12 protein-coding genes are annotated in these 14,031 nt (G+C 57.9%); 2 read left to right on the top strand and 10 right to left on the bottom strand.

The genetic code is table 11. From position 1 onward, the window contains the following. Positions 1-13: 13 nt before the first annotated feature. The 7 genes from greA to grpE form a co-directional block, all read right to left on the bottom strand. Positions 14-490: a transcription elongation factor GreA gene (greA, locus tag ACMXYH_RS04885; RefSeq protein ID WP_046045786.1), complete on the bottom strand. Its 477-nt coding sequence runs from the start codon at positions 488-490 to the stop codon at positions 14-16. After that, positions 487-3,708: a carbamoyl-phosphate synthase large subunit gene (carB, locus tag ACMXYH_RS04880; RefSeq protein ID WP_129438612.1), complete on the bottom strand. Its 3,222-nt coding sequence runs from the start codon at positions 3,706-3,708 to the stop codon at positions 487-489. Before carB ends, greA begins: the two co-directional genes overlap by 4 nt. A 119-nt stretch (positions 3,709-3,827) precedes the next feature. Then, the gene (carA, locus tag ACMXYH_RS04875; RefSeq protein WP_415766473.1) at positions 3,828-4,964 is read right to left on the bottom strand and encodes a glutamine-hydrolyzing carbamoyl-phosphate synthase small subunit; all 1,137 of its coding nucleotides are present in this window, start codon (positions 4,962-4,964) and stop codon (positions 3,828-3,830) included. A gap of 259 nt (positions 4,965-5,223) precedes the next feature. Further along, positions 5,224-6,030: a 4-hydroxy-tetrahydrodipicolinate reductase gene (gene dapB, locus ACMXYH_RS04870; protein ID WP_129438614.1), complete on the bottom strand. Its 807-nt coding sequence runs from the start codon at positions 6,028-6,030 to the stop codon at positions 5,224-5,226. A gap of 9 nt (positions 6,031-6,039) precedes the next feature. Continuing rightward, the gene (gene dnaJ / locus ACMXYH_RS04865) at positions 6,040-7,164 is read right to left on the bottom strand and encodes a molecular chaperone DnaJ (RefSeq protein ID WP_008149037.1); all 1,125 of its coding nucleotides are present in this window, start codon (positions 7,162-7,164) and stop codon (positions 6,040-6,042) included. A gap of 453 nt (positions 7,165-7,617) precedes the next feature. After that, positions 7,618-9,534: a molecular chaperone DnaK gene (gene dnaK, locus ACMXYH_RS04860; RefSeq protein ID WP_134422052.1), complete on the bottom strand. Its 1,917-nt coding sequence runs from the start codon at positions 9,532-9,534 to the stop codon at positions 7,618-7,620. Between the two features lie 102 nt (positions 9,535-9,636). Continuing rightward, positions 9,637-10,203: a nucleotide exchange factor GrpE gene (gene grpE / locus ACMXYH_RS04855; protein WP_129438618.1), complete on the bottom strand. Its 567-nt coding sequence runs from the start codon at positions 10,201-10,203 to the stop codon at positions 9,637-9,639. Positions 10,204-10,445: 242 nt separating this feature from the next. On the opposite strand from grpE, the gene recN reads away from it, so the two are divergent. Continuing rightward, entirely contained in the window at positions 10,446-12,119 is a 1,674-nt protein-coding gene (gene recN, locus ACMXYH_RS04850; protein ID WP_033058136.1) for a DNA repair protein RecN, read from the top strand. Between the two features lie 75 nt (positions 12,120-12,194). On the opposite strand, the gene fur is transcribed toward recN, so the two are convergent. Further along, entirely contained in the window at positions 12,195-12,599 is a 405-nt protein-coding gene (fur, locus tag ACMXYH_RS04845) for a ferric iron uptake transcriptional regulator (RefSeq protein ID WP_003197684.1), read from the bottom strand. Positions 12,600-12,696: 97 nt separating this feature from the next. Between fur and ACMXYH_RS04840 the strand changes: the two genes are divergently transcribed. Beyond that, complete coding sequence (locus tag ACMXYH_RS04840; RefSeq protein WP_033058138.1) at positions 12,697-13,224, top strand: outer membrane protein assembly factor BamE; 528 nt, start codon at positions 12,697-12,699, stop codon at positions 13,222-13,224. Between the two features lie 60 nt (positions 13,225-13,284). Here the strand turns inward: ACMXYH_RS04840 and ACMXYH_RS04835 are convergent, their stop codons facing one another. Both ACMXYH_RS04835 and ACMXYH_RS04830 read right to left on the bottom strand, forming a co-directional pair. Further along, positions 13,285-13,599 carry an RnfH family protein gene (locus ACMXYH_RS04835; protein ID WP_129438620.1) on the bottom strand — a complete coding sequence of 105 codons (315 nt, stop codon included), beginning with the start codon at positions 13,597-13,599 and terminating at the stop codon, positions 13,285-13,287. Continuing rightward, entirely contained in the window at positions 13,592-14,026 is a 435-nt protein-coding gene (locus ACMXYH_RS04830; protein WP_129438622.1) for a type II toxin-antitoxin system RatA family toxin, read from the bottom strand. Before ACMXYH_RS04830 ends, ACMXYH_RS04835 begins: the two co-directional genes overlap by 8 nt. Positions 14,027-14,031 lie beyond the last annotated feature (5 nt).

Here is a 14,031-nt window from a genome sequence, read left to right as displayed (position 1 = left end):
CGGGCGCCTGCGCTTAGATGTGGCGAACTTCGACAATCTCGTACTCGATAACGCCGCCAGGCGTTTTCACGGCAACCACATCACCCTCTTCCTTGGCAATCAAGGCGCGGGCCAATGGCGAGCCGACCGAAATCTTGCCGAGCTTGAAGTCAGCCTCATCCTCACCAACGATGTGGTAAGTGACGCTTTCATCCGTCTCGACGTTGGCGATTTCAACGGTGGTGCCGAAGATCACTTTGCCGGTGTGAGGAATGGTCGTGACATCGATGATCACCGCGTTTTGCATGCGGCCTTCGATGTCGCGGATCCGCGCCTCGACCATACCTTGCTGCTCGCGAGCAGCGTGGTATTCGGCGTTTTCTTTCAAATCACCCAACTCGCGGGCCGTACCGATGTCCTGGCTGAGCTTCGGACGGACGACCTTGGTCAGGTGAGCGTGTTCTTCTTCCAGGGCTTTTGCGCCCTTGACGGTCATTGGGTATTTGATCATGCCTTCAATCCTGCGTGTAGATCCTGCAAGCGGCGCACGGTCTTCTCGGGACCGAACTTCAGCGCTTCGCAGATAGCTTCGCCAGCAGCAATGGTAGTGGTGCAGTAGATTTTGTGCTGCAAGGCATTACGACGAATGGAGTACGAATCAGCGATCGATTGACGACCTTCGGTGGTGTTGATGATCAGGGTGACTTCGTCATTCTTGATCATGTCGACCACGTGCGGACGACCTTCGGTCACCTTGTTCACACGACGCACTTTCAGGCCTGCGGCTTCGATCAGCTTGGCAGTACCGGCAGTGGCGACCACTTCGAAGCCCAAGTTGATCAGATCACGGGCCACGCCTGCAACCAGTGGCTTGTCGTCATCACGCACACTGATGAACGCGGTACCGCCGGTCGGCAGCACTTCGCTGGCGCCCATTTGGGCCTTGGCAAACGCTTCACCAAAGGTGTCGCCCACGCCCATCACTTCACCCGTGGACTTCATCTCTGGGCCCAGGATCGGGTCCACACCAGGGAATTTGGCGAATGGGAACACCGCCTCTTTCACACTGTAGAAGTTCGGAATGATTTCTTTGGTGAAACCGATTTCCTTCAGGGTTTTACCGGCCATCACGCGAGCCGCGATCATCGCCAGGGAAACACCGATGCACTTCGACACGAACGGTACGGTACGGGAAGCGCGCGGGTTGACTTCGATGACGTAGATGTCTTCGCCTTGCAGCGCCAGCTGAACGTTCATCAGCCCGACAACGCCCAGTTCCAGGGCCATTTTCTTGACCTGTTCGCGCATCTCGTCCTGGATGTGAGCAGGCAGCGAGTACGGCGGCAAGGAGCACGCGGAGTCACCGGAGTGAACGCCGGCCTGCTCGATGTGCTGCATGATCGCGCCGATCACCACGTCGGTGCCGTCGCAGACCGCATCCACGTCCATTTCGATTGCGCAGTTGAGGAAGTGGTCGAGCAGCACCGGGCTGTCGTTGGACACTTTCACCGCATCGCGCAGGTAGCGCTTGAGCTCTTCTTCTTCGTAAACGATTTCCATCGCGCGGCCGCCCAGTACGTAGGACGGACGAACCACCAACGGGTAACCGATCTTGGCAGCGGCACGAATCGCTTCGTCTTCGCTGCGCACGGTGGCGTTTGGCGGCTGACGCAGGTTCAGGCGTTCGACCATTTGCTGGAAGCGCTCACGGTCTTCGGCACGGTCGATGGCGTCAGGGCTGGTGCCGATAATCGGCACGCCAGCTTCTTCCAGGGCGCGAGCCAGTTTCAGCGGGGTTTGGCCGCCGTACTGGACGATCACGCCTTTCGGCTTCTCGACGCGGACGATTTCCAGTACGTCTTCCAGGGTCACTGGTTCGAAGTACAGGCGATCGGAGGTGTCGTAGTCGGTGGAAACGGTTTCCGGGTTGCAGTTGACCATGATGGTCTCGTAACCGTCTTCGCGCAGGGCCAATGCCGCGTGCACACAGCAGTAGTCGAACTCGATGCCTTGGCCGATACGGTTAGGACCGCCGCCGAGGATCATGATCTTGTCGCGGCCCGACGGCGCGGCTTCACACTCCTCCTCATACGTCGAGTAGAGGTAAGCGGTGTCGGTGGCGAACTCGGCCGCGCAGGTGTCAACGCGCTTGTAGACCGGAAAAATCTCCAGCTTGTGACGGTGGCGACGCAGAGCCTTCTCGGTTACGCCCAGCAGCTTGGCCAGACGCATGTCGGAGAAGCCTTTGCGCTTGAGGCGGAACATCAAGTCGCGGTCGATGCTGGCCAGCCCCAGGGTCTTGACCTTCTCTTCTTCCTTGATCAGATCTTCGATCTGCACTAGGAACCACGGGTCGATCATGTTCATGCCGAAGATGTCTTCGACCGACAGGCCGGCGCGGAAGGCGTCAGCCACGTACCAGATACGCTCGGCACCCGGCACGGTCAGTTCGCGCTTGAGCACGCTCATGCTTTCCGGGTTGCTCAGGTCGAGCTTCTCGTCCAGGCCGCAAACGCCCACTTCCAGACCGCGCAGGGCTTTCTGCAGGGATTCCTGGAAAGTCCGGCCGATGGCCATGACTTCACCGACCGACTTCATTTGAGTGGTCAGGCGTGCGTCGGCTTTCGGGAATTTTTCGAAGGCGAAACGTGGCAGCTTGGTGACGACGTAGTCGATCGACGGCTCGAAGGATGCAGGAGTAGCGCCGCCGGTGATTTCGTTCTGTAGCTCGTCCAGGGTGTAGCCGATCGCCAGCTTGGCAGCGATACGCGCAATCGGGAAACCAGTGGCTTTCGAGGCCAGTGCCGAAGAGCGGGATACACGCGGGTTCATCTCGATCACGACCATACGGCCAGTGTCAGGGCAGATGCCAAACTGAACGTTGGAGCCGCCGGTTTCCACGCCGATCTCACGCAGTACCGCCAACGAGGCGTTACGCATGATCTGGTATTCCTTGTCCGTCAGGGTTTGTGCCGGAGCAACAGTGATCGAGTCACCGGTGTGCACGCCCATCGGGTCAAAGTTTTCGATGGAGCAGACGATGATGCAGTTGTCCTTCTTATCGCGGACAACCTCCATTTCGTACTCTTTCCAGCCGATCAGGGATTCGTCGATCAGCAGCTCTTTGGTCGGCGACAGGTCGAGGCCTCGGGCGCAGATTTCTTCGAACTCTTCACGGTTGTAAGCGATACCGCCACCGGTGCCGCCCATGGTGAAGGACGGACGGATGATGCACGGGAAGCCAAGCTTCTCGAGGACCACGTTGGCCTCTTCCATGCTGTGGGCGATACCTGAACGCGGGCAGTCCAGGCCGATGGATTTCATCGCCTTGTCGAAGCGCGAACGGTCTTCAGCCTTGTCGATGGTGTCAGCGTTGGCGCCGATCATCTCTACGCCGAACTTCTCCAGAACGCCTTCGCGCTCCAGATCCAGTGCGCAGTTCAGAGCGGTCTGGCCACCCATGGTCGGCAGCAGCGCGTCCGGACGCTCTTTCTCGATGATCTTGGCAACGGTCTGCCACTTGATCGGTTCGATGTAGGTGGCGTCGGCCATGTCCGGGTCGGTCATGATGGTCGCTGGGTTGGAGTTCACCAGAATGACGCGGTAACCCTCCTCGCGCAGGGCTTTACAGGCCTGGGCGCCGGAGTAGTCGAATTCGCAGGCCTGGCCGATCACGATCGGGCCAGCGCCGAGAATCAGGATGCTTTTAATATCTGTACGTTTTGGCATGGGTTTGTCACTCAAATCCGCAGGTCAGTCGGCAAGCCGTCTTGTTCAATCTTTGAAGACTTGAGGGGGCCACCGTGTGTCGGGACCGCCCTCAAGCTTTGCTACATCACGGCGAGCGATTAGCGTCGCTTGGCCATTTCGTTGATGAAGCGATCAAACAGTGGTGCTACGTCGTTCGGGCCAGGACTGGCTTCCGGGTGACCCTGGAAGCTGAAGGCGCTCTTGTCGGTACGCTCGATACCTTGCAGGGTGCCGTCGAACAGCGATTTGTGGATCGCGCGGACGTTGGCTGGCAGGGTCGTTTCGTCTACCGCAAAACCGTGGTTCTGGCTGGTGATCATCACCACACCGGTATCCAGATCCTGGACCGGGTGGTTGGCACCATGGTGGCCGTGACCCATTTTCAGGGTCTTGGCACCGGAAGCCAGAGCCAGCAGCTGGTGACCAAGGCAGATACCGAAGACCGGAATTTCGGTTTCCAGCACATCTTTGATCGCCTGGATCGCGTAATCGCAAGGCTCCGGATCACCTGGGCCGTTGGACAGGAACACGCCGTCCGGCTTTAATGCCAGCGCTTCAGCAGCTGGCGTCTGTGCCGGCACCACGGTCACGCGGCAACCGCGCTCGACCAGCATGCGCAGGATGTTCAGCTTGACGCCGTAGTCGTAGGCAACCACGTGGTACGGCAGCTCAGCGGCTTCGATGGTCGCATGGCTGTCGGTTTTCAAATCCCAGACAGTCGAGCGCCACTCGTATTTCTCTTTGGTGCTGACGACCTTCGCCAGGTCCATGCCTTTGAGGCCAGGGAAACCCTGAGCGGCGGCGATGGCGGCTTCTTCGGAAATGTTGTCACCGGCCATGATGCAGCCGTTCTGCGCGCCTTTTTCACGCAGGATGCGCGTCAGGCGGCGAGTGTCGATACCGGCGATTGCCACAACGTTGTTGGCTTTCAGGTAGTCGGACAGAGACATCGTGTTACGCCAGTTGCTCGCAACCAGTGGCAGGTCACGGATAACCAGGCCAGCGGACCAGACGCGGTCGGACTCGGCGTCTTCCGGCGTGGTGCCGGTGTTGCCGATGTGCGGGTAAGTCAGGGTAACAATCTGTTGGGCGTAGGAAGGATCGGTAAGGATTTCCTGATAGCCGGTCATTGCGGTGTTGAACACCACCTCACCAACGGTTTGACCGTCGGCTCCAATGGCTTCGCCGCGAAAAATGCTGCCATCAGCAAGGGCGAGTATGGCTGGCTTAGTCAAGAAGACCTCCCGTAAATAAAGCCTGAAAGGGCGATCGCAGGTTGTAAAAAAGCGGAGTGACGTATGGACACGTCACCCCGCTTCTTCACCGAATAATTCTGCGCGCTTTTAGTGGACACACTAAAGCTGTAGCTTACAGAAAAAGGCATTTTTGGTCTACCGCCAATGAGCCTTAAAGGCCGGAGAATGCGACAGGACGTCGCTTGGCGGAGTAAAACCGGGCTCAAACACACTATTTGAACCCGATTTCGGGCGCATCTTAACGCAGATCGAGTACGTCTTGCATGTCGTAAAGACCCGGCTCACGACCGTCCAGCCACAACGCAGCACGTACCGCGCCCTTGGCGAAGGTCATGCGACTGGACGCTTTATGCGTGATCTCCAGTCGCTCACCCTCACAGGCGAACAGCACCGTATGATCGCCGACTACATCACCACCGCGAACAGTGGCAAAGCCGATCGTTTCACGTTCGCGAGCACCGGTATGGCCTTCACGACCATAAACCGCAACCTTCTGCAGATCACGATCCAGGGCGCTTGCGATGACTTCGCCCATGCGCAGAGCCGTACCTGAAGGCGCATCGATCTTGTGCCGATGATGAGCCTCGATGATCTCGATATCCGCGTCATCACCCAGCACACGAGCAGCCATGTCGAGCAGCTTCAGGGACAGGTTTACACCGACACTGAAATTGGCTGCGAACACGATCGGAATATCTTTGCCGGCCTCGGCCAGCAGCTGCTTCTGCGCGGCGTCCAGCCCTGTCGTGCCGATCACCATGGCCTTGCCCGCCTTACGGCAGAACGCCAGGTTTTTCAGCATGACTTCCGGGAGCGTGAAGTCGATCAGCACGTCGAACTCATCAGCCACCGCGTCCAGATTGCCGGACAGTGGAACGCCGATACGCCCCAGCGAGGCCAGCTCACCAGCATCCACGCCAATCAGCGTGCTGCCGGGGCGTACGATGGCTGCCGTCAGCCCGGTCAGCGGCGCGCGCTGCTGCACCGCCTCGACCAGAATCTTGCCCATGCGCCCGGCAGCGCCCATCACAGCTATACGTCGCATGCCGACTCCTTACAAATCGCCGAAGAAGCGCTTCACGCCTTCAAACCAACCAGTGGTTTTAGGTGAATGGCTGTTGTCATCCGCCAGCGAGCTACGGAACTCTTCCAGCAGTTCGCGCTGACGACGCCCCAGATTGACAGGGGTTTCGACCGCCACTCTGCACATCAAGTCACCAGCACCGCCGCCGCGCACTGGCGCAACGCCCTTGCCGCGAACACGGAACTGCTTGCCGGTCTGAGTCCCTTCAGGGATTTTCAGTTTGACTCGACCATCAAGGGTCGGAATCTCCAGCTCGCCACCCAGCGCAGCATCAACAAAACTGATTGGCACTTCGCAGAACAGGTGCTTGCCGTCGCGCTGGAAGATCGCGTGCTCACGCACGTTGATCACCACGTACAGGTCGCCAGTCGGACCACCCTGAGCCCCCGCCTCGCCTTCGCCGGACAGACGAATGCGGTCACCGGTATCAACACCGGCCGGCACTTTCACCGAGAGGGTTTTGTACTCTTCGACACGACCTTGACCGTCGCACGAGTCGCACGGATCGGAAATGATCTTGCCCTGGCCATGGCAGCGCGGGCACGTCTGCTGCACCGAGAAAAAGCCCTGCTGCATACGTACTTGACCGATACCGCCACACGTCGGGCATGTGATCGGCGAGGAGCCTTTCTTGGCACCCGAACCGTCGCACGGCTTGCAGTTGACCAGCGTCGGGACGCGGATATTCACAGTCGTACCGCGAACCGCTTCTTCCAGATTCAGTTCCAGAGTGTAACGCAGGTCGCTGCCGCGCTGAGCGCCGCCACGAGAACCGCCGCGACCGCCGCCGAAGAAGTCACTGAAGACATCACCAAAGATATCGGAGAAGTTCTGACCGCCAAACCCGGCACCGCCGCCACCCATGCTCGGGTCGACACCGGCATGACCGTACTGATCGTAGGCCGCGCGCTTGCTGGAATCGGACAGTACTTCGTAGGCCTCGTTGGCCTCCTTGAACATATCTTCCGACGCTTTGTCATCGGGATTACGGTCCGGGTGGTGCTTCATCGCCAGGCGACGGTAGGCCTTTTTCAGGTCTGCTTCGCTTGAGCCGCGCTCAACACCTAATACTTCGTAATAGTCACGCTTTGCCATAAGTCTTTGCACTCTTAAGGACGTTCGGCAAACCTCTCCTGAGCCTTGCCAAACTCGTTGAGCCCCAATACAGGCCCGGACCCAACTCACGTCAATTCAACGATCCTGGTCTTTGATTCGATGCGGTACTTTCGGCTCGAAAAGCAGGAGCATTCCCGGCCATACCGCCAACACTGGGGCGGACTGAATGGCTTGTTCGTTAGGCAATTCCGGCGCCTGGACACCATATCCTGCGTTGCCGCTCCTCCCCATAGCGAGCTATGAGTCGTCGCAGCGCCTTGGCTATGGCGTTCAGGAATCCGAACTTGCTCTAACGAACAAGCCACTCACTCCGCCTTTGTCGCATGCTGTAAAAATTCGCTAACTCCAGACACGCCAACGCGGGAGCAAGCCCCCGCGCGGCGACATCCTACCAGTCACTGCCTAAAGGCAGTCAACCGGCCGACCAACAACTTACTTGTGGTCTTTGACTTCTTCGAACTCAGCGTCGACAACGTCGTCAGCCTTTTCAGCCTTTTCGTCGTGCGGTGCAGCGCCTTCAGCTGGCTGAGCCTGCTCGGCGTACATTTTCTGAGCCACTGGCGCGGAGACTTTCGACAGCTCTTCAACCTTGGCTTCGATCGCGGCCTTGTCGTCGCCTTTGACAGCGGCTTCCAGGGCAACAACAGCAGCTTCGATTGCAGTCTTCTCTTCAGCAGTCACTTTATCGCCAGCGTCTGCGACCATTTTGCGAGTCGAGTGAACCAGCGCATCGCCCTGGTTGCGAGCGGCTGCCAGCTCTTCGAACTGGCGATCTGCGTCGACGTTGGCTTCAGCATCGCGAATCATCTGCTGAATCTCTTCCTCGGACAGACCGGAGTTGGCCTTGATCACGATCGACTGAGTCTTGCCGGTAGCCTTGTCTTTGGCGCCTACGTGCAGAATGCCGTTGGCGTCGATGTCGAAGGTCACTTCAATTTGTGGCACGCCACGTGGTGCTGGTGGAATTTCGGCCAGGTCGAACTTGCCCAAAGACTTGTTCTGAGCGGCTTGCTTACGCTCACCTTGCAGCACGTGAATGGTCACTGCGCCCTGGTTGTCGTCGGCAGTCGAGAACACTTGCGATTTCTTGGTAGGAATCGTGGTGTTTTTCTCGATCAGCGCGGTCATCACGCCACCCATGGTTTCGATACCCAGGGTCAGCGGGCTAACGTCCAGCAGCAGAACGTCTTTCACGTCACCGGCCAATACTGCGCCCTGGATAGCAGCACCCATGGCAACGGCTTCGTCCGGGTTCACGTCTTTACGTGCTTCTTTACCGAAGAATTCGGTCACCAGCTTCTGAACCAGTGGCATACGGGTCTGACCGCCGACCAGGATCACGTCATTGATAGCGCCAATGTCGATACCGGAGTCTTTCAGAGCGATGCGGCAAGGTTCGATGGTGCGTTGAACCAGGTCTTCTACCAGCGCTTCGAGCTTGGCGCGGGAGATTTTCACGTTCAAGTGCTTAGGACCGGTGGCGTCTGCAGTGATGTACGGCAGGTTCACGTCGGTAGAATTGCTCGAAGACAGTTCGATCTTGGCTTTTTCAGCGGCTTCTTTCAGGCGCTGCATGGCCAGCGGGTCGCCCTTAAGGTTCATGCCGCTTTCTTTCTTGAATTCGTCAACGAGGTAGTCGATCAGACGAATGTCAAAGTCTTCACCGCCCAGGAACGTGTCACCGTTGGTGGCCAATACTTCGAACTGGTGCTCGCCATCGACTTCAGCGATTTCGATTACGGAAACGTCGAAAGTACCGCCGCCCAAGTCGTAAACGATCACGGTGTGATCGCCCTTCGCCTTGTCCATACCGTAAGCCAGAGCGGCTGCGGTTGGTTCGTTGATGATACGTTTTACGTCCAGACCCGCAATACGGCCGGCGTCTTTGGTGGCTTGACGCTGGCTGTCGTTGAAGTAGGCCGGAACGGTGATCACTGCTTCGGTCACAGGCTCGCCGAGATAGTCTTCGGCGGTCTTCTTCATTTTCTTCAGAATTTCAGCCGAGATTTGTGGCGGCGACATTTTCTGGCCGTTCACTTCAACCCACGCATCGCCGTTATCAGCCTTGGCGATTTTGTACGGAACCATCTTGATGTCTTTCTGTACGACTTCTTCGTCGAACTTACGACCGATCAGACGCTTCACCGCATACAGGGTGTTGTGCGGATTGGTCACAGCCTGACGCTTGGCCGATTGACCAACGAGGATTTCACCATCGTTGGCGTAAGCGATGATCGACGGCGTGGTACGCGTGCCTTCAGCGTTTTCAATAACTTTGGCTACGCCATTTTCAAGCACGGAGACGCAGGAGTTGGTAGTCCCCAGGTCGATACCGATAATTTTGCCCATGTTCACTCTCCCGAAACTTTGGATTTGGTTGCCGCAGCAGTGGTGGCTAACTGCGGTAGCACTTAAACGCTTGACTTCTAAATGGGGGCCTTGCGGCTAATTTCAAGCCTGCTCGTCAATCGAAGGCGAAACCGGTGCCGGGGCCTTGCTGACCACGACCATGGCCGGGCGCAGCAGGCGACCGTTGAGCTGATAGCCCTTCTGGAACACCTTGAGCACGCTGTTCGGCTCGACGTCGGCGGCTTCCTGCATGGCCATTGCCTGATGCTGAACGGCGTTGAACGGTTCGCCATGCGGATCGATCGCTTCCAGCTGATAACGTTTCAGGGTGTCTTGGAACATTTTCAGGGTCAGCTCGATGCCTTCGCGCATTGGACGAATGCTTTCGTCGTCCGGGCTGGACAACTCCAGACCACGCTCCAGGCTGTCGATGATCGGCAACAAGTCACCGGCGAATTTTTCCAGTGCGAACTTGTGAGCCTTTTCTACATCCTGCTCGGCGCGACGGCGGACGTTCTGCAGATCAGCTGCTACACGCAAAGCCTGATCATGAGCGCCAGCCAATTGCTCTTCGAGCACTTGAACACGAGCCGCCAGTTCATCACCCGAGTCCTGGGCAGCCTGATCGGCGTCTAGATTTTGCGTATCCACTGTCTGTTCGTCAGCCATAGATTTCTCCTTTCAATATCGTCCGCGAGCTCAACTCGCGCTTCTGCCCAGCTATATGGGGCCGCAAAATTCAGCTTCAAGGGGTGCTTATTTATTAACCCTACAAAAAACAGCTGCATTGTCATTTCCCGGGCGCACCAAGGATTTCGTCGGATCAAGCAAATCGAGCTAAGGGAGGGCATTGTCAGCCAGAAACAAAACACTGTATAAATAACCAGACCTAAAGCCTGGGAGCGGCCTTTATGCTGGTGCACCTGTCCGTACATAACTACGCCATCGTTGAACATCTCGATCTCGAACTCGATCGCGGGATGAGCGTGATCACTGGGGAAACCGGCGCCGGCAAGTCGATCATGCTCGACGCCCTCGGCCTGACCCTGGGCGATCGCGCCGACAGCGGCGTGGTCCGTCCCGGTGCCGACAAGGCCGATATCCTGGCAACCTTCGACCTGGTCGATATTCCAGAAGCCAGCGCTTGGCTGGCCGAGCGCGACCTGGAGAGCGATGGCCCGTGCATCCTGCGCCGGGTGATCACCGCCGAAGGGCGCTCGCGTGGCTATATCAACGGCACGCCCTGCCCCCTCGGCGACCTCAAAGCCCTGGGTGAACTGCTGATCGATATCCACAGCCAGCATGAACATCAATCCCTGCTCAAGACCGACACGCACCGCCGCCTGCTCGACGAGTACGCCGGTGCAACGGACCTTGCCCGTCAGGTACATCTGGCCGCCCAGCGCTGGCGCCAGACCCGCCAGGAACTGGAACGCCTTTCCAACTCCGGCGACGAGCAGCGTGCTCGCCATCAATTGCTCAGCTATCAGCTCGAAGAGCTGGAAAACCTCGGCCTCGGCGAAAACGAGCTGGAGCAGCTGGAACAGGAACACAAGAACCTGACCAACGCCGAAACCCTGCTGGGCATTTGCCGGCAGGTGGTCGAGCAATGCAGCGAAAGTGATTCCGGGAATGTGCTGAACGCCCTCACCGCCAGCCTCAATCGCCTTTCGAGCGTCAACAATTCGATTGGGGCCCTGGGTGAAGCCAGTAGCCTGCTGACCAGCGCGCAGATCCAGGTCGAAGAAGCCGTGGGAGAACTGAACCGCTTCCTCGATAACTTCGATGCCGATCCAGCGCGCCTTCAGTACCTGGAGGAACGCCTTGATGCGATCTATACCATGGCGCGCAAACACCGCATCCAGCCGACCGAAGTGGCCGAGATGCAGCAGCGCTTGCTGGATGAAATCGAAACCCTGAATGCCAACGACGAATCCATCGAGCGACTGAGCGATGAACTGGCCTCCTATGCCCGTCATTATCAGGAAAAGGCTCGCGAGCTCAGCGATTTGCGCCATCAGGCCTCGAACAGCCTGGCCAGCGCCGTGGAGCAGGAAATCCAGCGACTGGGCATGCCCGGCGGTCGTTTCACCATCGAGCTGCGCCCCAACAGTAGCGATGAACTGCTACCCAATGGCCTTGAGCAGGTAGAGCTGCTGGTAAGTGCTAACCCGGGCCAACCTTTGAAAGCGCTGGCAAAAGTAGCATCCGGCGGCGAATTGTCACGGATCAGCCTGGCGATTCAAGTGATCACCGCGCAGACCTCCCGCGTACCGACCCTGGTGTTCGACGAAGTGGACGTGGGCATCGGTGGTCCGACCGCCGAAATCGTGGGCCAATTGCTGCGTCGACTTGGGGAGCGCGGGCAGGTATTGACGGTAACTCACTTGCCGCAAGTAGCAGCGCAGGGACATCAACATCTATTCGTACACAAAGTGCGCGGCGAAGATGCCACTCACACAGCCGTCTCCAAGCTGAGCAAGAACGATCGTGTCGAAGAAGTGGCGCGGATGCTGGGAGGCATCGACCTTACAAAGGAATCCCTGGCTCATGCCAGGAAAATGGTCGTCACCGCGAAAATTTAAGACCGGCAGAAAGCACGAAGGCGACCCTGGGGTCGCCTTCGCTCGTTTCGCGAACCTTAAGTTCGCGCGACATGCTTACTTTTTCTTGCGTACGTACAGTACAAGGTTGTGATCAACCATCTCGAAGCCATACTTGTCGACGATTGCCTTCTGCAGTCGCTCGATTTCTTCGTCGAAGAATTCGATCACTTCACTGGTCTCGACGTTGACCATATGGTCGTGATGCTTGCCGTCGTCCAGCTCGAAGACCGCATGGCCCCCGTCGAAGTTGTGCCGCACCACAAGGCCAGCTGCCTCGAACTGGGTCAGGACACGGTAAACCGTGGCCAGACCGACGTCCTCACCAGCCTCCATCAGCGCCTTGTAGACGTCCTCGGCACTCATGTGGCGTTGCTCGGCGGAATCGAGCATTTGCAGAATTTTGACCCGTGGAAGGGTCACTTTGAGGCCGGCTTTGCGTAGTTCGCTATTTTCAACCATGGTCAGCTTTCTCGCGATGCTGCTTCGCAGCTTCTCTTAATGCGGGTATGATCGGCGTTTACGTTGTCCCAGCCAAGATAGTGGAAGTCGCCCACCGATGCAAAACACCAAGCTCTTGCTAACCAGTTTCACCTTTGTGGGACTGCTCGCACTCGCCGGTTGTTCATTCCCCGGGGTTTACAAAATCGACATCCAGCAGGGCAATGTCGTCACGCAGGACATGATAGACCAGTTACGCCCGGGAATGACCCGCAAGCAAGTACGGTTTATCATGGGCAACCCTCTGTTGACCGACACGTTCCATGCCGATCGCTGGGATTATCTGTACAGCCTGCAACCGGGTGGCGGTGAACGCCAACAGGAACGCATTAGCGTTATCTTCAACCCAAATGACCAGCTTGTCAGCCTCTCTGGTGATTTCATGCCAGGCGTGAGCCGCGACGAAGCCATTCTCGGCAAGGACAGCGGCACTACAGTTGCTGCGCCAACAGAAAACGCCGAGAAGCCGAAACCAGAAAAACCGGTCAAGCCAGGTTCGCTGCTGGACCAGATCCAGAAGGATGTCGACGGTGTAGAAACCGTTCCAGTCCCGACTCCAGAACCTCTGGAAACCTCGCCGCAATAATTTGCGACGCAATAAAAAACCCGGCATGTCCGGGTTTTTTATTGTCTGGCGTTTAGTGATTCACTGATTCCGGTTTTTGGCCTCAGCAGCCTTGGCTGCGCGTAACCGACGAACTTCTTTCGGATCAGCCAGCAATGGTCGGTATATCTCGATGCGATCTCCAGCCTGGACTGGATGCTTGTCCGGATCAGCGATCACTTTACCGAAGATCCCCACCGGGCAACTGGCCAGAGCCAGCTCCGAAAACGCCTCGCCGATGCCTGACTTCAGCAAAGCCGCCCGCACTGTCGTTCCTGCTGGAACCGTCACCGAGAGAAGCACCTGACGATCAATGGCGGCATACACCACCTCAACGTCGATCACGACCTCAACCATGCATCTGCTTCGCGCGCTGGCAGAAGGCATCCACCAGCGTATTGGCCGCCTGATTGAACAACGGCCCCAAGGTCGCGCGGACAATCGAACCGGCGTAATCGAACGACAGGTCCAGGCTGATCTTGCAGGCTTTCTCGCCCAACGGCTTGAACACCCAGACGCCATGCAATTGATTGAACGGGCCTTCCTCGAGGTTCATCTCGATCGAATGCCCAGGCACCAGCGTGTTGCGCGTTACGAAATGCTGGCTGAGACCGCCCTTGGCCACGCCGACGCTAGCGCGCATATGCTCAGGAGAACTCTCCAGGACTTCGGCCGATGAGCACCACGGCAGAAATTCCGGGTAACGCGCCACGTCGTTGACAAGGTCATACAGCGCTTGTGCCGGATACGGCAGCAGGGCCGAACGTTGAATGTGTGTCGTCATGTCAG

It is taken from the genome of Pseudomonas frigoris (assembly GCF_047758635.1).
GTDB classification, from domain to species: Bacteria; Pseudomonadota; Gammaproteobacteria; order Pseudomonadales; family Pseudomonadaceae; genus Aquipseudomonas; species Aquipseudomonas frigoris.
This window is presented reverse-complemented; position numbering and strand designations above follow the sequence as displayed.